We start from the raw sequence: 20,232 nt of genomic DNA on the forward strand, positions 1-20,232 counted from the left end.
GTCAACAGGAGTACGTATGGATCGACGCAGAGTGCTGAAATTAGTGCTTGCCTGCCTGGCATTGCCGCTGCCTCTGGCGGCGCAAGCCGGGCAGGCGGTGAAACGGGTCCGGGTGAGCCGAGCGGGCAGCGTGACCAAGGTGTCGCTGGAGTTGACCGGGCCGGTAGCCGCGAAGCATTTCAGCCTCACAGCGCCTGCGCGATTGGTGCTTGATCTTCCTCATGCCACGCTGGAGGCGTCACTGAACGAGCTCGCCCTGGACGGCACTGCGGTCACGGCCGTGCGCAGTGGCATTACCGCCACGGGTGACTTGCGTATCGTGCTCGACTTAGCCGACTCGGCGGTGCGCAGCGAAGTGCGCTCGCTCAACACAGCGAGCCATGGCCTGGAGTTGCTGCTCACTCAGCCAGCGGTGGCCGTTGTGCCAGCGGTTGCCAAGCCCTCGCGCCGTCAGCGCGACCTGTTGATCGTGGTCGATGCCGGGCATGGCGGTAAAGATCCCGGCGCGCTGGGCGCCAAGGGGGAGCAGGAAAAACGCGTCGCGCTACAGATCGCCAGTTTGCTGGCCAAGCGCATCGATGCGCAGCCGGGCTACAAGGCGCGCTTGGTACGTCGTGACGATGTATTCATTCCGCTGCGCAAGCGTGCCGAACTCGCTCAGCGGCTGAACGCGGACTTGTTCGTTTCGGTACACGCCGATGCTGCACCGCGGCTCACGGCGTCGGGGGCATCGGTGTTCGCCTTGTCGCAAGGCGGCGCTACGTCGTCGATGGCACGCTGGATGGCGCAGCGCGAAAACGGTGCCGACAGGGTCGGCGGGGGATTACCGATCAAGCTGCGCGAGCACGACCCTATGGTCGCGGGCGTGCTGCTGGACATGTCGATGAACTCGACGATCGCCACCAGCCTGGATCTCGGTCATCAGGTGCTCGCCCAGCTTGGGCAGGTGTCGGGCCTGCATCAAACGCGGGTGGAGCAGGCGGGCTTCGCCGTGCTCAAGTCAGCGGCGGTACCCTCGATCCTGGTCGAGACCGGTTTCATTTCCAATGCTGGAGATTGCCGGCGGCTGCATGATGTGCGCCATCAACGCAAGGTGGCGCAGGCGATATTCGACGGGCTGGACAGCTACTTCCGCCAGAAACCACCGGCTGGCAGCCTGATCGCGGCCAGGGGGCAGGCGTGATCCTTCATTGGCTCAGACGTCATTGAGCGCGGGATTGCTCCCTATAGCGCCGAGGGGTCAGCTTGAGGTTGCGCTGGAACACCCGGCGCATCTGTTCTTCGGAGCCGAAACCGCACTGGTCGGCAATGCGCTTGAGTGCAGTGTCCTCGTCCACCAGTAACCGCCTTGCCTTCTCCATTCGCGCCCGCTCGATGAATACCAAGGGTGAGCAGCCCGACTCCCTGTGGAACAACCGGCGCAAGTTCCGACTGCTCATGTTCGCGCGCTCGGCGAGCAACTCCAGGCTCAGCGGCCGATCAAGGTTCTGCAGGATCCACAACCGTAGGCGCCTGATCGCGGAGTGCGGGGTCATCTGGCTGTCCAGGTGCTGGCTGAACTGCGATTGGCCACCCGGGCGCTTGAGGAATACCACCAGTTCGCGGGCAATTTGCAGGGCCATTTCCTGGCCGAGGTCTTGTTCGACCAGCGCCAGGCTCAGGTCGATGGCAGCTGAAACGCCAGCACACGTCCATATGCGCCCCTGCTCGATGAAGATGGCATCGGAGTCGACATTGACCAAGGGGAAATCACTGGCCAGCTTACTGGCGACGCTCCAGTGGGTAGTGACATTCAGGCCGTCTACGACTCCCGCTTGGGCAAGAAAAAAGGCCCCCGAGCAGACGCCAACCAGCCGCTCGATGCGAGAGGCGGCCTGCCTGCACCAGTCGACGATCAACCGCTGCTCGACTATCGCCGTGCCAATGTCACGTGCGCCGACAACCAGTGCGGTGTGCGGGCGTGGGCTGCTACGAAGGTCGTCGGCTTGCAGGGTGACCAAGGTGTCCGAACCTACAAGCCCCGGTTGTGGTGCCACCAGATGCAGGCTGTAGGCCGCAGGCAACCCTTCGGCCGCCTGGCGTTTGTTGGCGTAGTCGAAGACGGTGAGGGCACCTACAGCCTCGATTGATTTGAAACCGGGGTAGATGACTATGTGCACCCTGCGTTCAGAAGAGGCTTGGTCAGACATTCGCGATCGAACTCCATGGGCGCTTGCGGACAGATTTCGTACGGATCCGGCCACTTTTGGCCGGGTGATCTGGCGCACGGAATCACGCAGGTTAATGTTCTCAAGCGTTATAACATTACATGGAGAGCGACATGAAAACACGTGCAGCTATCGCCTGGGGGCCCAATCAACCGCTTGAGTTCGAAGAGGTCGACTTGCAGGGGCCCAAAGAGGGCGAGGTGCTGGTTCGTATCGTCACCACGAGCCTTTGCCACACCGATGTATTCACCCTGTCCGGTCGTGACCCGGAAGGGAAGTTCCCCTGCATCCTCGGCCATGAAGGCGTCGGTATCGTCGAGGACGTGGGGCGGGGGGTGACCACGGTCAAGACGGGCGATCACGTGATCCCGCTCTATACACCGGAAGATCCGAACTGCCCGTTCATCAAGTCCGGCAAGACCAACCTTTGCCAGACCATTCGCAAAACCCAGGGGGAGGGGCTGATGCCCGATGGCACCAGCCGCTTCTCCTACAAGGGGCGCACGATCTTTCATTACATGGGCACGTCCACATTCAGCGAGTACACGGTCCTGCCGGAAATCGCCGTGGCCAAGATCGACCCTGCGGCACCATTGGCCAAGGCCTCGATCATGGGCTGTGCGATTCCTACCGGGATCGGTGCCGTGCGCAATACCGCCAAGGTACGCCCCGGTGACACGGTCGCGGTATTCGGCCTGGGCGCCGTCGGTATGGCGGTCATTCAGGGGGCGGTGTTACAGGGGGCGGGGCGGATCATCGGGATCGACGTCAACCCGAATAAGTTTCCGTTGGCCCTTTCCCTGGGGGCGACCGAATGCGTCAACCCAAGGGATTTTCGCGAGCCGCTGCAGAACGTGATCATCGATATGACCAACGGCGGCGTGGATTTTTCGTTCGAATGCGTCGGTAATGTGGAATTGATGCGTGCAGCCCTTGAGTGCTGCCACAAAGGGTGGGGCGAAAGCATCATCATCGGCGTGGCAGGGGGCGGGGAGGAGATCGCCACGCGGCCGTTCCAGCTGGTTACCGGCCGCGTCTGGAAAGGCAGCGCGTTCGGCGGGGTGCTGGGGCGTTCCGAGTTGCCGGGGATGGTGGACGAGTGGTTGCGCGGGGAAATAAATGTCGACCCCTACATCACGCATAACATGGACCACGAAACGCTGAATCACGCGTTCGATCTCCTCAAGCGCGGTGAAGCGATTCGCTCGGTCATTCATTATCGGGAGCATGAGACCCTGAGCCACGATTTGCCTGGGGTGATACTGGACCGCGACGGGCGCGTGATTGCCAAACCAGCGGTTCCCACCCCTTTGACATGAAGCGCTGAACCGACGCATTCACATCACCGATGTGAATGCGTCTATCAAGGCCGTCACCCCCGCCGCAGTCGCGCGGCGGCCTCCAGGGCGAAGTAAGTCAAAATGCCGTTGCACCCTGCACGTTTGAACGCCATCAATGCCTCCAGAATGACCGTGTCCGGATCCAGCCAGCCCTGGTCGATCGCGGCCTTGAGCATCGAATACTCGCCGCTGACCTGGTAGGCGAAGGTTGGCACGGCAAAGGTTGCCTTGACCCTTTGAATGATGTCCAGGTAGGGCATGCCGGGCTTGACCATCACCATGTCGGCGCCTTCTTGAAGGTCCAGCGCGACTTCACGCAGGGCTTCGTCGCTGTTGGCCGGGTCCATCTGGTACGAGCGCTTGTCCCCTTTGAGCATGGCCGCCGAGCCCAGCGCATCGCGGAAAGGGCCGTAGAAGCCGGACGCGTATTTGGCGGCGTAGGACATGAGCCGCACCTCGTTGAACCCGGCCAGGTCCAGCGCGGACCTGAGCGCGCCGATGCGCCCGTCCATCATGTCCGAGGGTGCCAAGGTGTCGATGCCGGCCTGGGCCTGGACCACGGCTTGAGCCGCCAGCATCTGCAAGGTCTCGTCGTTGGCCACGCGGCCTTGGCGCAGCACCCCGTCGTGGCCATGATCGGTGTAGGGGTCCAGGGCGACGTCGCCGATCAGGCCAAGGTTGGGGAATGTGGCCTTGAGCAACCTGGCGGCGCGGCAGATCAGGTTGTCCGCGTCTAGGGCGTGGCTACCCTCACTATCCTTGCGCTGCGCCGGGGTAGCGGGAAACAGGGCAATGGCCGGAATGCCCAGCTCGACCGCCCGGCCTACATGATCCGGCAGTTCGGCCAGGCTCACCCGTACTTGGCCCGGCATGGCGCTGATCGCCTCGCGTGTACCTGAGCCTTCCTTGAGAAAGACCGGCCAGATCAGGTCATCGCAAGACAGGCTGTTTTCAGCGACCAGACGACGCGTCCATTCGTCAGCGCGGTTACGCCGCATGCGCGTAGCCGGGAAAGAGCCCGTTGAGTGCGGGAAGTGGGTCACGACCTTCATGCCTCGATGGAGGAATGGTGGCCGGTGATCAGCCACTGCTGTTCGATTCGTTCGAAGGTGAACAAAAAGCGCGCTGGCACTACCCGTTGCTCGCCATCTTCACGGTAGACGAAGGTGTACTGGCCGCCGACCACCACGGTGCCCAGCTTGCGGCTGACGCGCTTTTTGAACAACTGGATGTCACAGACCAGCCCGTCGTTGGCGAGGAAATTTTCAAAATAGTTGCGACGGCTGTCGTCGCAGTCACGCACTTGGTTGGACAGGGTCGGCACCAGGATCGCATCCGGTGCGTACAGTGCCAGTACCTGATCAACATCACGGGTAGCCACGGTAGCGGCCCAATGGTAGAGCGCTGCTTTGGCACCTGCCAGGCAGGCCAGTTCGGTGTCGGCGTAGGTTTCGGTGCAAGGGTTGGTGCGTGTTTCGGTCATGGCGTTTTACCTGCGCGAGTCGAAAAGATGAACCGTAGGGGCGTTATCTGCTACGTTATCAGTGTTATAACATAACATTTACAGTAGGTCGCAAATCATGTTCCTTACCCTTGAGCAGGCAGTAGCGGATAGTCGCTTTGCCTTGACCGATGTGCTTCGCCACATTCCCTGGAGCCCCCAGGGGCTGATTCCCGCCATCCTTCAGCAGCATGACAGCGGCGAGGTGCTGATGTTGGCCTGGATGAATGAAGAGGCGTTGCTGGAAACCCTCGAGACCCGGCGGGCCTGCTATTGGTCGCGTAGCCGCGGACGCTTGTGGCGCAAAGGCGAAACCTCGGGGCATGTTCAGCATGTCCATGACGTGCGGCTGGACTGCGATGGCGACGCGCTGTTGGTGTTGGTCGATCAGAAGGGGGCCGCCTGTCACACGGGCCGTCGTAGCTGTTTCTACAACGCGATCCAGGGTGATCAGGTAGTGGTGACGGGTAACCCGGCGGAGGTGGGCGCATGAGCCGGATCATCATTCGCAACGCCCGCCTGGTCAATGAAGGGGTCATACAGGAGGCCGATGTCCTGGTCGCCCATGGCCGTATCGAAAAAATCGCCCGCAGCATCACGGGCGTCAATGCGCCGATCGAAATCGACGCCCGTGGCCAATGGCTGCTCCCCGGCATGATCGACGACCAGGTGCATTTTCGTGAGCCTGGCGCTACGCACAAGGGCAGCATGGCCAGCGAGTCGCGCGCCGCCGTGGCGGGCGGTATCACCAGTTTCATGGACATGCCCAACACCAACCCTGCCACGCTGGATCTTGCCGCGCTGCAGGACAAGAAAGCCCGCGCCGCCGCCACCTCGGTTGCCAATTACGGTTTTCATTTCGGCGTGAGCAAGGACAACCTCGATACCGTGGCAGCCCTCGACCCACGTGAGGTCGCGGGGGTGAAGGTGTTCATGGGCGCCTCCACCGGTGACATGCTGGTGGATGACCCAAGGGTGCTGGAACGGCTGTTCGCCAGCGTGCCGACCATCCTCCTGGCGCACTGTGAGCACACCCCGTCGATCCTCGCCAACGAAGCGCGCATGCGTGAGCGCTACGGCGACTTCATCCCGCCGGCCATGCACCCGATCATTCGTGATGCCGATGCCTGCCTGCGCTCTTCGAGCCTGGCCGTGCAGCTTGCCAAGCAGTTCGGCACACGGCTGCACGTGCTGCACCTGACCACCGCCCAGGAGCTGAAGTTGTTCCAGCCAGGCCCTTTGCAGGGCAAGCAGATCACCGCTGAAGTGTGCGCACATCACCTGCTTTTCGATGACCGCGACTATGCCAGGTTAGGCAACCTGATCAAATGCAACCCAGCCATCAAAAGCAGGGAAGACCGGGACGCCCTGCGTCAGGCGCTGCTGTGCGACCGCATCGATGTCATCGGTACCGATCACGCCCCCCACACCTTGGCAGAGAAACAACGCCCGTATGCCTCGGCGCCTTCAGGTTTGCCGTTGGTACAGCATGCACTTGTGGCGCTGCTCGAGCTGGTGGAGGAGGGCGTGCTGACCATTGCCCAACTGGTGCGCAAGACCAGCCACGCCGTCGCGGACCTGTTCGCCATCGCAGAACGCGGTTACCTGCGTGAGGGCTACTGGGCGGACATGACGCTGATCGAGCGTTTGCCCGAACCTCGCGCTGTCAGCCTCGATCCAGTCCTGGCGCACTGCCAGTGGACGCCGTTCGAGCACCATCGTTTCCATTATCGAGTAGCCACGACTTTGGTCTCCGGGCAGCTGGCCTGGCATGAAGGCCGGCTAGTCGAGGGCTGCCAAGGCTTGCCTCTGGCCTTCAACGCACGACGCGGCTGAGCCCCATTTCTTTTCATTGACTTGAGAACACCTGCAATGACCGAACAAGAGCTGCTATCCCAACCTGAAGACGCTTACATGGACGCTGCGCAGCAACGTTTCTTCCGTGAGCTGCTGCATGCCCAGCGCAAGGAGCTTCAGCAACGCATCGCTGAAGAGTTCGAAGTTATCCGCGACTTCGAACCCACCAGCGATCCTTCCGATATCGGCACGGCGGAGGAGCATCGTCAATGGCAATTGAGGCTGCTGGAGCGGGAGAAAAAACTGCTGGACAAGATCGACGAAGCGCTGGAGCGCATCGCCCGTGGCGAGTATGGCTGGTGCAAGGAAACCGGCGAACCGATCGGCCTGCAGCGTCTGCTGCTCAGGCCAACCGCCACCCTGTGCGTGGAGGCCAAGGAACGCCAGGAGCGCAATGAACGGCACATGCGCGACGATTGAGTGAAACACTAATGCTTCGATCCCCCCAGGCGTGCTGCTAGCTGCGGTTGGGCATGCGAGCGGCATGGCGTTTGACATACCAAGCGAAAAGCATCAGTGCTAGGAGGCACACAGAGGTTTGAGTGGCTCCCAGTACGGCAATCGTGGGGAACTTCGGTGTGGAGACCACCCAGGTCGACACTGCGCCGATCGCCATGGTGAGGAATCCCAAAAGGGCTGAGGCCAGCCCTGCTTCTTTCGCGAACGGTGTCATGGTCAAGGCCGTTCCCAGCGGGTTGGCAATCCCCATACCCCATAGGAATAGCACCATCGACAATGAGTACCAGCCCAGGCCTGGATTGCTTGGGCCTACCAGCAGCAAGGCACCCGCTGTAAACGCAGTGGTGAGACCTGCCAGGGTGATGGCGCGGCTACCCCAACGATGAGCCAGGCGCGGAGCCGCCACGCCAGCGGCAAAGACCACGAAAACAGTTGCCGCGAAATACAGGCCCACTTGCAGCGAATTGAGGCCCATGCCTTCCATCAGGATTGAGGGCGCAGCGGCGAACGACGCGAATAAACCGCTCATCAGCAGACTGGTCGCGAGTGCGGGCAAAATGAAGATGCCCTTGGACGCCAGTTTGCCGTATGCGATCAGGGTCGCAGGTACTGATTGGCTGACCCGCCGATGGCGCGGAAGGGTTTCACCTATCCCCCTGAGGTAGAGCAGGGCGATGAGGATTGCCGACATGCCGACGGCTATGAAAAGTGCGCGCCAACCCAACGTGGTGTTCAGCACACTGCCGATCAATGGTGAGAAGCCTGGGGCTGTGGCGGCAGCGATCATGGTCAGCGATAACGCGCGTGCCAGGTTCTCGCCCTCAAAAAGATCTCGCGCGATGGCTCTGGCCAGCACCGCGGCGGCACACACGCCAATGGCCTGGATTACCCGGCCAAGGATCAGCATGTCGAGTGTCGCCGCGTTAGCCGCCCAAAACGTACCCGCCACGAAAATCATCAGCCCACCGACTACCAGCCGCTTTCGGCCATAGCGATCGGCAAGCGGCCCTACCACTAACTGAGCGAAGGCGAACGTAATGAAGAAGCTCGAGAGCGTCAGCCCGAGTTCCTGGGACGAGACGTGAAGTTGTCGCGCTATGTCCGGAAAAGCGGGCAGGATGATATTGGTAGACAAGTTGCTGATGGCAGCGAGTGCTGCCAGTAACAGGATGACCTTGACCGTCAGGGCGTTGGCTTTCAGAGCGTCGCCATCAGCTTCGTTGGCGTGTGGCTCGAGTTGGCTATTCATACGTCGGCCTCCCAGCGGCGGAACAGCACGCTGGCGTTCACACCACCGAAGCCGAAACCATTGGACAAGGCATATTCGATGGGCATTTCACGGGCTATGCGGGCAACCAGGTCAAGGCCGAGCGCAGCGTCATCGACCTGCGTCAGGTTGAGCGTGGGTGGGACGATCTGGTCTTGCAGCGCCAGCACCGTGAATAGGGCTTCGACACCGCCTGCCGCGCCCAGCAGGTGGCCGGTGGCCGATTTGGTCGATGTAATCGCCACGCCGCTGCCGCTACCGAATACTGCACGAATCGCTGCAAGTTCACCCTTGTCGCCAACCTGGGTCGAAGTCGCATGTGCATTGATGTGGTCCACATCCCCAGGCGCTACCGACGCCTGTTGCAGCGCAAGTTGCATGGCACGCCTGGCCCCGCTTCCGTCTTCTGGGCCAGCGGTCAGATGGTAGGCATCAGCGCTCGTTCCGTAGCCGACCAGTTCGGCCAGTGGCTTGGCGCCACGGGCCAGGGCATGTTCCAGCGACTCGATCACCAGCAAGCCAGCCCCTTCAGCCATGACAAACCCGTCACGTTGGCGATCGAAAGGACGGGAGGCTTGCTCAGGGCTATCCGAAAAGCCCGTGCTGAGCGCTCGTGCAGCCGCAAAGCAGCCAAGCGTCACACGATCGATTGCCGCCTCGGCGCCGCCGCAGACTGCGATATCCGCTTCGCCGCTTCTGATGAGCCGAGCGGCGTCGCCGATGGCCTGCCCCCCCGCAGCGCAGGCTGTGACGGGTGCCCCAAGTGGGCCTTCGAACCCGTAGCGTATGGAGACATGACCCGCTGCCATATTGGCCAGGAATGATGGCGCCGTGAAGGGCGAGAGCTTGCGAGGGCCGCGCGTATCAGTGGTACGTACCGCGTCGGCAATGGCGCCGAAGCCACCTACGCCCGATGCGATGATCGTGGCGGTACGTGACCGTTCTTTCGCGCCCTCGGGGTGCCAGCCAGCTTGCTGCAAGGCTTCATCCGCAGCAACCAGCGCGAACTCGATGAAGCGATCCATCTTCTTGCGCGCTTTAGCGGGGATGATACGATCGGGCTGGTAACCTGCCGCTGGATCCTCGTCCAGCGTGGGCACGCGCCCACCTACCGACACGCCGGTGCCTTCGACGGTATCGGCTGCAAGGGCGCGAATCCCGGACTGCCCCGCCAGCAAGCGGCGCCACACTTCCCTTACGCCGCAGCCCAATGGGCTGACAACGCCGGTGCCGGTCACCACGATGCGCTTTTGACTAACGTTGTGATTCATTTCGACCTCTCTTGGAGCCTGTGCGCACCTCGAACTGCATCGTTGGCGCGCGGTTTGAAGGCAATGCGTACTCAGGCGCTGTGAGCAGCTTCTGGCTTGGCAATGCGGCGAGTGCGGTTAGTGCGGCGGATCTTGAACCAGATGGCGTACATCGCCGGCAGGAACACCAAGGTCATGATCGTACCCACGAACGTGCCTCCGATCAGGGTGTAGGCCAAGGTGCCCCAGAACACTGAATGGGTAAGAGGGATGAAGGCCAGGATGGCTGCCAATGCCGTGAGCAACACTGGGCGGGCGCGTTGCACCGTGGCCTCGACCACCGCGTCGAAAGGCGCGAGCCCTTCAAGCTGGTTGTGGTCGATCTGCCCGATCAGGATCAGGGTGTTGCGCATCAAGATCCCGGACAGCGCGATCAAGCCAACCAACGCGTTGATGCCGAACGGTTGTCCGAACAGCAGCAACACCGGGACTACGCCGATCAGCCCCAGCGGTGACGTCAGAAACACCATGGCCATCGCCGAGATAGAGCGCACCTGCAATATGATGATCAACAAAGTCAGGGCGATCATGATCGGCAGAAGAGGGACGATAGCCTGGCTTGCCTTGCCTGACTCCTCGATGGAACCTGCCATTTCGATCTTGTAGCCCGCCGGCAGTTGCGTGACGATGGGCTGGAGGTCTTTCCAGAGTGCCGTGGATACATCGGGCGGCTGCAGCCCTTCGGCAATGTCGCCACGCACGGTCATGGTGGGGGTTCGGTCGCGGCGACGAAGGATGGGATCCTCCAGGCGAATACTCACATCACCGATCTGCGAAACCGGAACCCGCTGACCGTTCGAGCCTACCAGGGTGAAATTCTCGATCTGGGCAGGGTCGAGCCTGATCCGGCCCGCGGCCCGCCCGACCACCTGCACAGAGCGAATGTCTTCCCTGACCGACGTGATCGGCACACCGGTGAGCAAGAACTGAAGCTGCTGCGACACCGAGGCGGACGTCAGGCCAACCGCCTGCAGGCGATCTTGATTCAGCGAGAAGTGAAGCGTGGGTACAAGCGGGCCCCAGTCGGTATTGACAGTCTTCATCATGGGGCTTGCCTGCAGCACGCTCTGGACTCGGCCAGCGATCTGGCGCAGTTGCGCAAGGTCGGGGCCCATCACCCGATAGGCCACCGGATAAGGCGAGTAGGGGCCGAACACCAGTTGGGTTACCCGCACTTGTGCTTCAGGCGCCAGCCCTTCGGAGGCGGCCTCGCGCAGACGATGCTTGAGGGCCTCACGAGCCTCCTGGCTCTCGGTCAGGACGACAATCTTGGCAAAGGACGGGTCGGGCAACTCAGGGGCCATTGCCAGGAAGAAGCGGGGCGGGCCTTGGCCGATGTAGGTGGTGACAATCTTTGCCTCCTCTTGCTGACGAAGCCAGGACTCCACCTTGATCGCGGTGGCATTGGTTTGTCCGATGGCGGTGCCATAGGGCATCTGCAGCTCGACAAGCACTTCGGGGCGGTCAGAGGTCGGGAAGAACTGCTTCTTTACCAGGGCCATGCCAAGCACAGCGGCCACAAATGACGAAACGACGGCGCCCGCCACGAGCCATTTATGTGCGATCACCCAGCCCAATAAGGTACGGAACCGGTTGTAATGCCGGGTGTTGTAGATGGCGGCATGCCCCCCTTCGATCGCTTTTATCTGAGGCAACAACTTCACACCCAGATAGGGGGTGAACGCTACCGCGACGACCCAGGATGCGATCAGGGCGATGCCGACAATCCAGAACATGTTGCTGGTGTATTCGCCGGCAGTGGACTGGGCGAAGCCGTTAGGCATGAATCCAATGGCGGTAACCAATGTGCCGGAGAGCATGGGGGCAGCCGTGTGACTCCAGGCATAGGCCGACGCCTTGATGCGGTCGTAACCTTCCTCCATCTTCACGACCATCATTTCGATGGCGATGATCGCGTCGTCGACCAGCAGCCCCAAGGCCAGGATGAGCGAGCCCAGGGTAATCCGGTCGAAATTCTTGCCTGTTGCGGCCATCACCACGAATACGATCGCCAGCGTCAATGGCACCGCTGCTGCGACGACCACGCCGACACGCCAGCCCATGCTGAGGAAGCAGACAAGCATCACGACCAGCAGGGCAACGAAGAACTTGATCATGAATTCGTCGACGGAGGACGTGATGTTCACCGCCTGATCGGTGACCTTGCTGAGCGTCATGCCCAAGGGCATGCGTTCGTTGATTCTGGCTGTTTCGGCGTCCAGGGCTTTACCAAGGTCGAGGCCGTTCCACCCTTCGCGCATGACAATGCCAACCAGCAAGGCCGGCTCGCCATCGTTACGCACCAGGAACGTCGCGGGATCTTCATATCCGCGTTCGACGTCGGCCACGTCCGACAGCTTCAGCGGGCGGCCCTGTGCGACCACCGGGGTTTCGCGAATCTTTGCCAGTTGATCGAAGGCGCCGTCAACCCTGATCACCACTTGCGGCCCCTGCGTTTCAACCGAGCCCGCCGGCGACAAGGCGTTCTGGTTGGCCAGGGCTGAGAAAATGTCCTGCGGCGTGATTCCGAGCGTGGCCAGCCGGTCATGGGAAAAGGACACGAATATCCGTTCAGCCTGCTCCCCGATGATGTTGACCTTCTTGACGCCCGGCACGTGCAGCAGCTGCTGGCGCAGCGTTTCGGCGTCGCGTACCAGCTGACGCTGCGGTTCGCCTTTGGCTTTGAGCGCGTAGACCGCAAATGTCACGTCCGAAAATTCATCATTGAGCATTGGGCCAACCACGCCCGCTGGCATGAGCTTGGCCTGGTCACCGGCTTTCTTGCGGGCTTGGTAGAACTCCTCCTGAACCGCCGAAGGCGGGGTCTTGTCTTGCAGCGAAACCATCGTGAAGGCTAACCCAGGCCGGGTGTAGGTTTCGGTACGGTCATACCACCGCAGCTCTTGCATGCGTTTTTCCAACGGTTCGGCCACCAGATCCTGCATCTCTTGTGCAGTGGCGCCGGGCCAGGCAGTGATGATCGTCATCTGCTTGACGGTAAAGGGTGGATCTTCTGCACGGCCCAACTTGAAGAAGGCCAACGTTCCGGCCAAGGCGATCAGCACGATCAGGAAGAGGGTGATCGACCGCTCGCGTACCGCGAGCGCGGATAAGTTGAAACCAGACTGGCTCATGGCTGGTGCTCCGTGACCTGCGCTGTTTGAGCCTGTTCCATGACCTCGACGCCATCGCGCAGCAGATGCGCACCCAGTGCCACGATCCGATCGCCAGCGTTCAGATCACTCTTCACGACAGCTTTTTCGTCACTGACACTGAGCACCTGCACTGCGTGCCATGACACCTTGGCCGGTTGGCCTGCGATTACCCAGACCCCGGCGCCGGTCCCCGGGTCGAAGAGTGCACCGATGGGTATCTGCTTAGCGTCGGAATGCGTATCAGAACTGGGAATATCAAGCGTAATGGTTGCACCCAGTGGCGCGCTCGCCAAAGGGCCAGAGAGTACGTACCTGGCCTCGAACGTACGGGTGATAGGGTCTGCTGCATCTGAAAGTAAGCGCAGTTGGGCGGGTACGGCCTGTGAAGGCTTGCCAAATAGCGTGGCCAGAGCAGTGGAGCCAGGCATCGGGCGAAGCGTTTCTGGCAAGTAGACGACAGCTTCTCGTTGGCCGGCCCTGGCCAGCTTTACCACTGCTTGGCCAGCGCTGACGACCTGGCCCGGTTCGGCCAGTGTCTCCACCACCACACCATCGGCGTCGGCTAGCAAGACCGCATAGCCGGTGGCGTTCCTGGCAACGTCAGCCTGTGCTTGCGCCGCACTGAGTTGCGCCTTGGCAGCATCAGCCGCAGCTTTGATCTGGTCGTAAGAAGATGCCGAGACCGCGCCCTCGGCCACCAACCTTCGATACCGAGCTTCGTCGTCGCCGGTCTGCTTGGCCCGTGCGCGAGCGGCGGTTACTGCTTCTTGCTGCGCGCGGGCCTGTAGGTTCAGATCCACTGGATCCAGACGCATCAAGGGCTGACCGCGTTTGACGGTTTGGCCGGTATCGACTAGGCGCTGCAAGATTTTGCCGGATACTCGGAAGCCGAGGTCACTCTGTGTGCGAGCGACTACAACTCCGGAAAACGAACGTGCAAGTTCTGATGCGCCCTGTACTGACGCCGCTTTCACGACCGGCGGTTTATCTCTCGGGTCTTTTCCAGGTGAAGAGTCCCCGCAACCGGCGAGGGCGAGTGGGAGTAGGCAACCGACTAAGGCGGCAGGACGCAGGCGCATGGGATCCCTTTCTGAAAAGGCGATAGAGGGATCCCATTTTTCAACCAGTGACCAATATTGTCAATGGTCACATCATGCTACGGCGCGAGGCTTCTGAGTATCAAAGCCGGCAGTTGGATGACCGCATCCTGAAGCGTGTCCAGGTTGTGCTGAAGGAGCGCGGCATTTACGTAAGGCCTCATGATCAGAAAAATGGCCAGCGTCAATTCGTCCAATGGTGTCTTGCGTTCAAATTCCCCAGCGTCGCGGCCCTGGATCAGGATCTCCATAATGACCTTGCTGATATTGGCCTCATGAGACTTGACCGACGACCATTGATCGCGCGATGCGACCGCCGCGATGTCGTAGAGCTTCCGCTCGTGGAAGAAAAGGTCAGCTCCCGCCTCTGCAAGCGCGCGGAATAGGCGTCTTAGCTTTTCTGATGCAGTTGCGGCGTCGCTGGTAGCCGTCGCAATGTGCTGCATGATGAGCGCTAGGCGGCTGGAGCAGATCACTTCTCCGATCGCTTGTTTGGACTCGAAGAATTTGTAGATATAAGCCTTCGAAAAGCCGATCGACTTGGCTAAGTCAGAGACCGTGGTCTTGTCGTACCCATAGTGGGCGAAGTGCTCCATGGCCGCCTGGATGATCTGATCCCTCACGTCATGATCGGCTGGCCCTCGCGCCGGCGAGGGTGGAGAAGGTTTACTCATTTCTGAAGCATCCTGGAACTGATTGACAGGTAGTGACCAAAATATAGCATGGTCACAACCCCTATTGGTCTGTGAGAATCATCATGCTTCCCTACCGGGCGATTGCTCTGCTGTCGAGCTGAAGTCTCACTGCAGGTTGCATGGTTGGCCCGGATTATAAACAGCCTGAGGTTCCGCTGGCCGATCATTACATCACGGATACTCAGCCGTCGGCCGCAAGGGCGACATCGGTCGGTCACCTCGATGGCTGGTGGGAAGGGTTGGCAGATCCGTTGTGGAGCAGGCTCGTGACCGCGGCCATGCAGCAAAACCTGAGCGCTAAAGCACCTCGACCCGTTTCATTCAGAAGCGTTGGCCAGGGTGTTCAGCACCTTCATTGCTTTTTGCGCATCATCTTTCCCTACGAAGACATGATCGTGGAAATAGGCCGCGATCACATTGCAGCTGATCCCTGCCTGGCCCAGGGCAGCCGAGAACGCCGCAGTCAACCCGACTGCATCGAGGGCCGAATGGATGGTCAGGGTGATCCATGCAGCGACGAAATCAAACTTTAGCCCGAGCGCTTCGGCACGGCTTCGTTCGATGATCAGGGTCAAGCCTTCCTTCTCTTTGAAGCTGCCCACCACGTCGTCCGGGCTCAGCCCTGCGAAATCAGGGACGGTGCAGAAAACGTATTCACCCTCGTTGAGGATTGGGCTCATACCACGTAGCAGGGCAGCGATAGATTTTTCACCGGCCATGTGTCACCTCCAGAAAATGTAGGCAAAAGTCTGCCTGAAATAGTGATCACTGCAATGAATAGCGGGCATGACGGATTAGAAAAACTAATGCAACTGCGCTGTGACGAGGTTTTTTCTTGCCCACTTTCAGCGCATCACCGCCCTCAAAAGAGGCGCCTCACAGGGCGCACCGCAATGAGACAACGCTGTGCCCGCGCCCGTGGGTATAGCTCAACCGGCCGTAACTGCTGGGCCTTGGAGTGGCAGTGGCATTGATCCAAGCAGGTTGGCACGCCTCTCGCATCGTGTAATTCCGTGCAGGAGCAGCGCTGGCTGAGTGCACCACAATTTGAACAATGGTTGGCTAGGGTTCCGGCTCGCGAAAACGAGTGTCTGGACCGAGAGCTGACGACCTCCAGTTGAGGTTACACGGCGGGATAAAAGCCCGGGAGACAGACCACCTTGTAGAGGGTGATGCGCTGCTCCTGTCCGCTCACCGTCAACTGGAGTCCCACCATGCGAAAGCCCTTACTCTCCGCTTTCATGGCAGCAGGCATTGCCCTGTTGGCTGCCACTTCATCACACGCTGCGGCCAAGAAAGACTTCAACGTCTGCTGGACGATCTATGCCGGCTGGATGCCTTGGGAGTTTGCACAGACGCAAGGCATCGTCGACAAATGGGCCAAGAAATACGGTATCCATGTCGCCCTGACTCAGCTCAACGACTACGTCGAATCGATCAACCAGTACACCGCTGGCCAGTTCGACGGCTGCACCATGACCAACATGGACGCGCTCACCATTCCAGCTGCCGGCGGTGTCGACAGCACGGCATTGATCGTCAGCGACTACTCCAATGGCAACGACGGTGTTGTCATCAAAGGGGCAGGCAAGACCGTTTCCGACCTCAAGGGCATGGATGTGAATCTGGTCGAGCTCTCGGTATCGCATTACCTGCTGGCCCGAGCACTCGATACGGCCAACCTTCGAGAGAAGGATCTGAAGGTGATCAACACGTCTGATGCAGACATCTCCGCCGCCTTCAACACCGAGAGCGTCCAGGCCGTCACCACCTGGAATCCGATGCTCTCCGACATCAGGGCCACGCCCGGTGTGACCGAAGTGTTCAATTCCAGCCAGATACCTGGCGAGATCCTCGACATGATGGTGGTCAACACCGAAACCCTCAAAGACAACCCCGCACTGGGCAAGGTACTCACAGGGGCGTGGTTTGAGGTCATGAGCATGATGAGCGCCAGGGACGCCGGCGCCGAAGCGGCCGAGGAGCACATGGCCAAGGCATCAGGTACCGACCTTGCCGGTTTCAGGGCGCAACTGGCAACCACCCACCTGTTCTTCACTGCCCAGGATGCATTGGCATTCGCCAAGAGTCCGGAGCTGCCACAGACCATGGGCAAGGTCGCGAACTTCTCGTTCGAGCACGGTTTGTTGGGTGATGGAGCACCTGACAGCAACGTGGTGGGCATGAGTTTCGCCAATGGCGTCACCCTGGGCAACCAAGCCAACTTGAAGCTGCGCTTTGACCCGACCTACGTGCAAATGGCCGCCGACGGCGCCCTGTGAAGGGAGAGTGCTCAATGCGCTTGATCAACCGACATCCCGACCGGAGTTCACGGCTGTTGCTGGTGATACTCCCGCTACTTCTGGTGCTGTGCACGTACTTCGTGAGTTCGGCGCAGCGCCTGGCGGATAACCCGAACGACAAGCTCCTGCCCAGCGCGGTGCAAATGGCCGACGCCATGAAACGCATGGCGTTCACCGAGGACAAGCGCAGTGGTGCCTACCTGCTATGGCAGGACACAGGCGCCAGCCTGCAACGGCTGGGTACTGGCCTGGCCATTGCCGCAGGCGTCGGCCTGTGCCTGGGTATCGCCGCGGGTACCTTGCCACTGGTTGGCGCATCGCTGTCACCAATGCTCGTCGTGCTGTCGATGATTCCGCCACTGGCCATCCTGCCGATCCTGTTCATCGTCTTCGGGCTGGGCGAGCTGTCCAAGGTGATGCTCATCGTCATCGGCATCACCCCCATCCTGGCCCGCGACCTGGAACAACGGGCCCGGGAGATCCCGATGGAGCTGCTGATCAAGGCCCAGACACTGGGGGCCAGTACCTGGACGCTGATACTGCGGGTCGTGCTGCCGCAGTTACTGCCGCGCCTGCTGATTTCGCTGCGGCTGGTGCTTGGCTCCGCATGGTTGTTCCTGATCGCTGCCGAAGCCATCGCAGCTGAAAACGGCCTGGGCTATCGGATTTTCCTGGTGCGCCGTTATCTGGCGATGGACGTGATTCTTCCATACGTCGTGTGGATCACGCTGCTGGCCTGGTTGATGGATTGGGCGCTGAAAACGCTCACCCGCCGAGCCTTCCCCTGGTATGAGGGCGCGCGCGCATGAGCTTTATAGAAGTCAAAAATGTATGGCAGCAGTACGGGGAGCACGTGGTGCTGGAAGGCTTGAACCTCACTGTCGAGGAAGGCGAGTTCTGCACCATGGTCGGGACTTCCGGCTGCGGAAAATCCACGTTCTTGCGCCTGCTGCTGGGCCAGGAAACCCCAAGTAAAGGCCAGATCCTCCTGGGTGGCCAACCGCTTGGCGCCGAGCCCGATCCTGCGCGTGGCGTCGTGTTCCAGCGTTACTCCGTGTTTCCACACCTGACAGTGCTGGACAACGTCGCACTGGGGCTGGAGTTGCCGACTGCACCTGTGCTGGGGCGGCTATTTGGCGCGAGAAAACGCGCTGCGCGGGATCAGGCGGCGGCGCTTTTGAGCAAAGTAGGTCTGCAACCCGCACTCGGCAAGTACCCATCGCAGCTCTCAGGGGGGATGCAGCAACGCCTGGCCATCGCGCAGGCGTTGATCATGAAGCCTCGCGTTCTGCTGCTTGATGAGCCGTTCGGGGCGCTCGACCCGGGCATTCGCAAAGACATGCATGCGCTGCTGCTGGAGCTGTGGAGGGAGACAGGCCTGACGGTCTTCATGGTTACCCACGACCTCAGCGAAGGCTTCAGCCTGGGCACTCGGCTGATGGTGTTCGACAAGGTCCGCGTCGACCCGCATGCGCCACTTTCATATGGCGCGCGGGTGACCTACGACTTGCCACTCAACAGTAAACGTACACATGCGCAGCTGGCTTCTGGTGCATCGCTGTCGTGTGCGATTCAACCAACCAAGGAATGCTACCCATGATCGAACCCACTGTGTTTTCCAATGAGTTGCTACCGGGAGGAGGTCACCTCTCATTCGTGCTCAAGCGCGGTGAGTTGTTGCGCCTGACCGACGTGAAGGGCGGGGCGAACGTCAGCGTCATGCTGTTCAACGCCCACGAGAAGACCGAGCGCTTGAACCTGCCCGACAGCTTGAAGTGCCAGCACACCGCAAAGCTCACGGCAGGCCATTGCCTGTACTCGGATATGGGCCGGGTGCTCGCTGCAATCACGCGCGACACCTGTGGTTGGAGTGACAGCATCGCAGGCGTGCTTTGCGCTGAGGAAGTCTTAGAGAAATACGGTAATGGCCGTTACCAGGAATTGCGCAATGGTTTCTACCGCAACGGTGCGGACAACCTGCTCGTGGAAATGGGCAAGTGGGGGCTGGGGCTGAGCGATCTGACGATGGTGCTCAACATGTTCAGCCGAGTCGACGTCGACACCGATGGCAGGCTGCAGTTCGTCGAGGGTAATTCCAAAGCAGGCGACTGCATCGAGCTTTATGCACCGATGGACACCTTGTTCGTGATTACCGCCCTTCAGCATCCGATGGATCCTTCGAAGGCCTATGCGCCAAAGCCTGTCGAGCTCACCTTCATGAAGGCCGCGCAAGAGGTCGCCGAACACTGTCGGACGTCGCGCCCGGAGAACGAGCGCGGTTTCATCAACACCCAACGGATACATGCCTGAGGAAGCCTCATGACTGCATCATTGCACCTTGAAAACGCGTTGTACCAAGCCACCATTCCAGCCGGGGAACCCTGGCTGACTGAAGTGAAGGCTGGCCAGACTCTACGCATCCGGGATCTTGAAGGTAACCAGGCGATCGACACCCTGTTCTACAGTGCCGCCAATCCTCGTGAGCGCTATGACGTCCAGCGCACCTTGCGGCGGCAGAACAATGTTTACCTGGGCCAGGGCAGCGTTCTGTACTCGAACCTGGGCCGGCCTTTACTCACCCTCATCGAGGACAACTGTGGGCGCCACGACACACTCGGCGGCGCTTGTGCGCAGGAGAGCAATACCGTCCGTTATGCCCTGGACAAGCGTCACATGCACAGCTGCCGTGACAATTACCTTCGGGCCTGCAGCCATGACGGCCGATTGAGCAAGCGCGATATCAGCCCGAACATCAATTTCTTCATGAACGTGCCAGTCACTCCTGATGGCGGCCTGACCTTCGAGGACGGCATTTCTGCGCCCGGCAAATACGTGCTGCTGCGCGCAGAGATGGATGTAATCGTGCTCATCTCCAACTGCCCGCAGTTGAACAACCCCTGCAACGGCTACAACCCGACACCAGCAGAGCTGACCATATGGGCATGAATACGTGGGCGAAGCGCTTGAGGTACATGTTCTACGTGTACTGCCACTACCGTGCTGGGCGCATCCAGTACCGCAGCGACCCACCAGACTGCCCT

At 60.6% G+C, this 20,232-nt stretch carries 19 protein-coding genes and 1 riboswitch; of the genes, 10 read left to right on the forward strand and 9 right to left on the reverse strand.

Going from position 1 to position 20,232, the window contains the following annotated elements:
* The first annotated feature begins 16 nt into the window (after positions 1 to 16).
* Entirely contained in the window at positions 17 to 1,183 is a 1,167-nt protein-coding gene (locus tag ABRP30_RS12615; RefSeq protein ID WP_267823738.1) for an N-acetylmuramoyl-L-alanine amidase, read from the forward strand.
* Positions 1,184 to 1,202: 19 nt separating this feature from the next.
* On the opposite strand, the gene ABRP30_RS12620 is transcribed toward ABRP30_RS12615, so the two are convergent.
* A complete protein-coding gene (locus tag ABRP30_RS12620; protein ID WP_349975460.1) occupies positions 1,203 to 2,189 on the reverse strand; it encodes a helix-turn-helix domain-containing protein in 987 nt (328 codons plus the stop codon).
* Positions 2,190 to 2,320: 131 nt separating this feature from the next.
* On the opposite strand from ABRP30_RS12620, the gene ABRP30_RS12625 reads away from it, so the two are divergent.
* Complete coding sequence (locus ABRP30_RS12625) at positions 2,321 to 3,526, forward strand: S-(hydroxymethyl)glutathione dehydrogenase/class III alcohol dehydrogenase (RefSeq protein WP_349975459.1); 1,206 nt, start codon at positions 2,321 to 2,323, stop codon at positions 3,524 to 3,526.
* Between the two features lie 53 nt (positions 3,527 to 3,579).
* On the opposite strand, the gene hemB is transcribed toward ABRP30_RS12625, so the two are convergent.
* Both hemB and ABRP30_RS12635 read right to left on the reverse strand, forming a co-directional pair.
* Positions 3,580 to 4,545: a porphobilinogen synthase gene (hemB, locus tag ABRP30_RS12630; protein WP_372490456.1), complete on the reverse strand. Its 966-nt coding sequence runs from the start codon at positions 4,543 to 4,545 to the stop codon at positions 3,580 to 3,582.
* 50 nt (positions 4,546 to 4,595) lie between these two features.
* Positions 4,596 to 5,030, reverse strand: a complete 435-nt coding sequence (locus ABRP30_RS12635) for a DUF4440 domain-containing protein (protein ID WP_241806954.1) — start codon at positions 5,028 to 5,030, stop codon at positions 4,596 to 4,598.
* Positions 5,031 to 5,127: 97 nt separating this feature from the next.
* Here ABRP30_RS12635 and hisI point away from each other — a divergent pair, with 97 nt between their 5' ends.
* From hisI to dksA, 3 genes are read left to right on the forward strand one after another with little or no spacing between them, the layout of a single operon-like run.
* Complete coding sequence (gene hisI / locus ABRP30_RS12640; RefSeq protein ID WP_349975456.1) at positions 5,128 to 5,541, forward strand: phosphoribosyl-AMP cyclohydrolase; 414 nt, start codon at positions 5,128 to 5,130, stop codon at positions 5,539 to 5,541.
* A complete protein-coding gene (locus tag ABRP30_RS12645) occupies positions 5,538 to 6,884 on the forward strand; it encodes a dihydroorotase (RefSeq protein WP_349975455.1) in 1,347 nt (448 codons plus the stop codon). The genes hisI and ABRP30_RS12645 overlap by 4 nt, the downstream gene beginning before the upstream one ends.
* A gap of 36 nt (positions 6,885 to 6,920) precedes the next feature.
* Complete coding sequence (gene dksA, locus ABRP30_RS12650) at positions 6,921 to 7,325, forward strand: RNA polymerase-binding protein DksA (protein WP_267823751.1); 405 nt, start codon at positions 6,921 to 6,923, stop codon at positions 7,323 to 7,325.
* Positions 7,326 to 7,362: 37 nt separating this feature from the next.
* Here the strand turns inward: dksA and ABRP30_RS12655 are convergent, their stop codons facing one another.
* The 6 genes from ABRP30_RS12655 to ABRP30_RS12680 all read right to left on the reverse strand — a co-directional run bounded on the left by ABRP30_RS12655 (position 7,363) and on the right by ABRP30_RS12680 (position 15,607).
* Complete coding sequence (locus ABRP30_RS12655; RefSeq protein ID WP_349975453.1) at positions 7,363 to 8,613, reverse strand: multidrug effflux MFS transporter; 1,251 nt, start codon at positions 8,611 to 8,613, stop codon at positions 7,363 to 7,365.
* On the reverse strand, positions 8,610 to 9,902 hold the full coding sequence (fabF, locus tag ABRP30_RS12660) for a beta-ketoacyl-ACP synthase II (RefSeq protein ID WP_349975452.1): 1,293 nt from the start codon (positions 9,900 to 9,902) through the stop codon (positions 8,610 to 8,612). The genes ABRP30_RS12655 and fabF overlap by 4 nt, the downstream gene beginning before the upstream one ends.
* Before the next feature lie 71 nt (positions 9,903 to 9,973).
* Positions 9,974 to 13,075, reverse strand: coding sequence for an efflux RND transporter permease subunit (locus ABRP30_RS12665; RefSeq protein ID WP_349975450.1), 3,102 nt, complete (start codon positions 13,073 to 13,075; stop codon positions 9,974 to 9,976).
* A complete protein-coding gene (locus tag ABRP30_RS12670) occupies positions 13,072 to 14,175 on the reverse strand; it encodes an efflux RND transporter periplasmic adaptor subunit (RefSeq protein WP_349975449.1) in 1,104 nt (367 codons plus the stop codon). The genes ABRP30_RS12665 and ABRP30_RS12670 overlap by 4 nt, the downstream gene beginning before the upstream one ends.
* A gap of 77 nt (positions 14,176 to 14,252) precedes the next feature.
* A complete protein-coding gene (locus tag ABRP30_RS12675; protein WP_267823761.1) occupies positions 14,253 to 14,867 on the reverse strand; it encodes a TetR/AcrR family transcriptional regulator in 615 nt (204 codons plus the stop codon).
* A 338-nt stretch (positions 14,868 to 15,205) separates the two neighbouring features.
* A complete protein-coding gene (locus ABRP30_RS12680; RefSeq protein WP_349975448.1) occupies positions 15,206 to 15,607 on the reverse strand; it encodes an ACT domain-containing protein in 402 nt (133 codons plus the stop codon).
* Positions 15,608 to 15,939: 332 nt separating this feature from the next.
* Positions 15,940 to 16,040, forward strand: a riboswitch (guanidine-I (ykkC/yxkD leader).
* A gap of 62 nt (positions 16,041 to 16,102) precedes the next feature.
* Between ABRP30_RS12680 and ABRP30_RS12685 the strand changes: the two genes are divergently transcribed.
* Genes ABRP30_RS12685 through ABRP30_RS12705 form a run of 5 tightly spaced genes read left to right on the forward strand, consistent with a single transcriptional unit; the run spans position 16,103 to position 20,137 of the window.
* Entirely contained in the window at positions 16,103 to 17,170 is a 1,068-nt protein-coding gene (locus tag ABRP30_RS12685) for a putative urea ABC transporter substrate-binding protein (protein WP_267823765.1), read from the forward strand.
* 14 nt (positions 17,171 to 17,184) lie between these two features.
* Positions 17,185 to 18,000, forward strand: coding sequence for an ABC transporter permease (locus ABRP30_RS12690; protein WP_267823766.1), 816 nt, complete (start codon positions 17,185 to 17,187; stop codon positions 17,998 to 18,000).
* Complete coding sequence (locus tag ABRP30_RS12695) at positions 17,997 to 18,791, forward strand: ABC transporter ATP-binding protein (protein WP_267823768.1); 795 nt, start codon at positions 17,997 to 17,999, stop codon at positions 18,789 to 18,791. The genes ABRP30_RS12690 and ABRP30_RS12695 overlap by 4 nt, the downstream gene beginning before the upstream one ends.
* Positions 18,788 to 19,501 (forward strand): urea amidolyase associated protein UAAP1, encoded by a 714-nt coding sequence (locus tag ABRP30_RS12700; RefSeq protein ID WP_267823770.1) that lies wholly within the window; start codon positions 18,788 to 18,790, stop codon positions 19,499 to 19,501. Before ABRP30_RS12695 ends, ABRP30_RS12700 begins: the two co-directional genes overlap by 4 nt.
* Before the next feature lie 9 nt (positions 19,502 to 19,510).
* The gene (locus tag ABRP30_RS12705) at positions 19,511 to 20,137 is read left to right on the forward strand and encodes an urea amidolyase associated protein UAAP2 (protein WP_267823772.1); all 627 of its coding nucleotides are present in this window, start codon (positions 19,511 to 19,513) and stop codon (positions 20,135 to 20,137) included.
* Positions 20,138 to 20,232 lie beyond the last annotated feature (95 nt).

Origin of the sequence: Pseudomonas sp. WHRI 8519, from assembly GCF_040224055.2 — a bacterium.
In the GTDB taxonomy this organism is placed as follows: Bacteria; Pseudomonadota; Gammaproteobacteria; order Pseudomonadales; family Pseudomonadaceae; genus Aquipseudomonas; species Aquipseudomonas putida_X.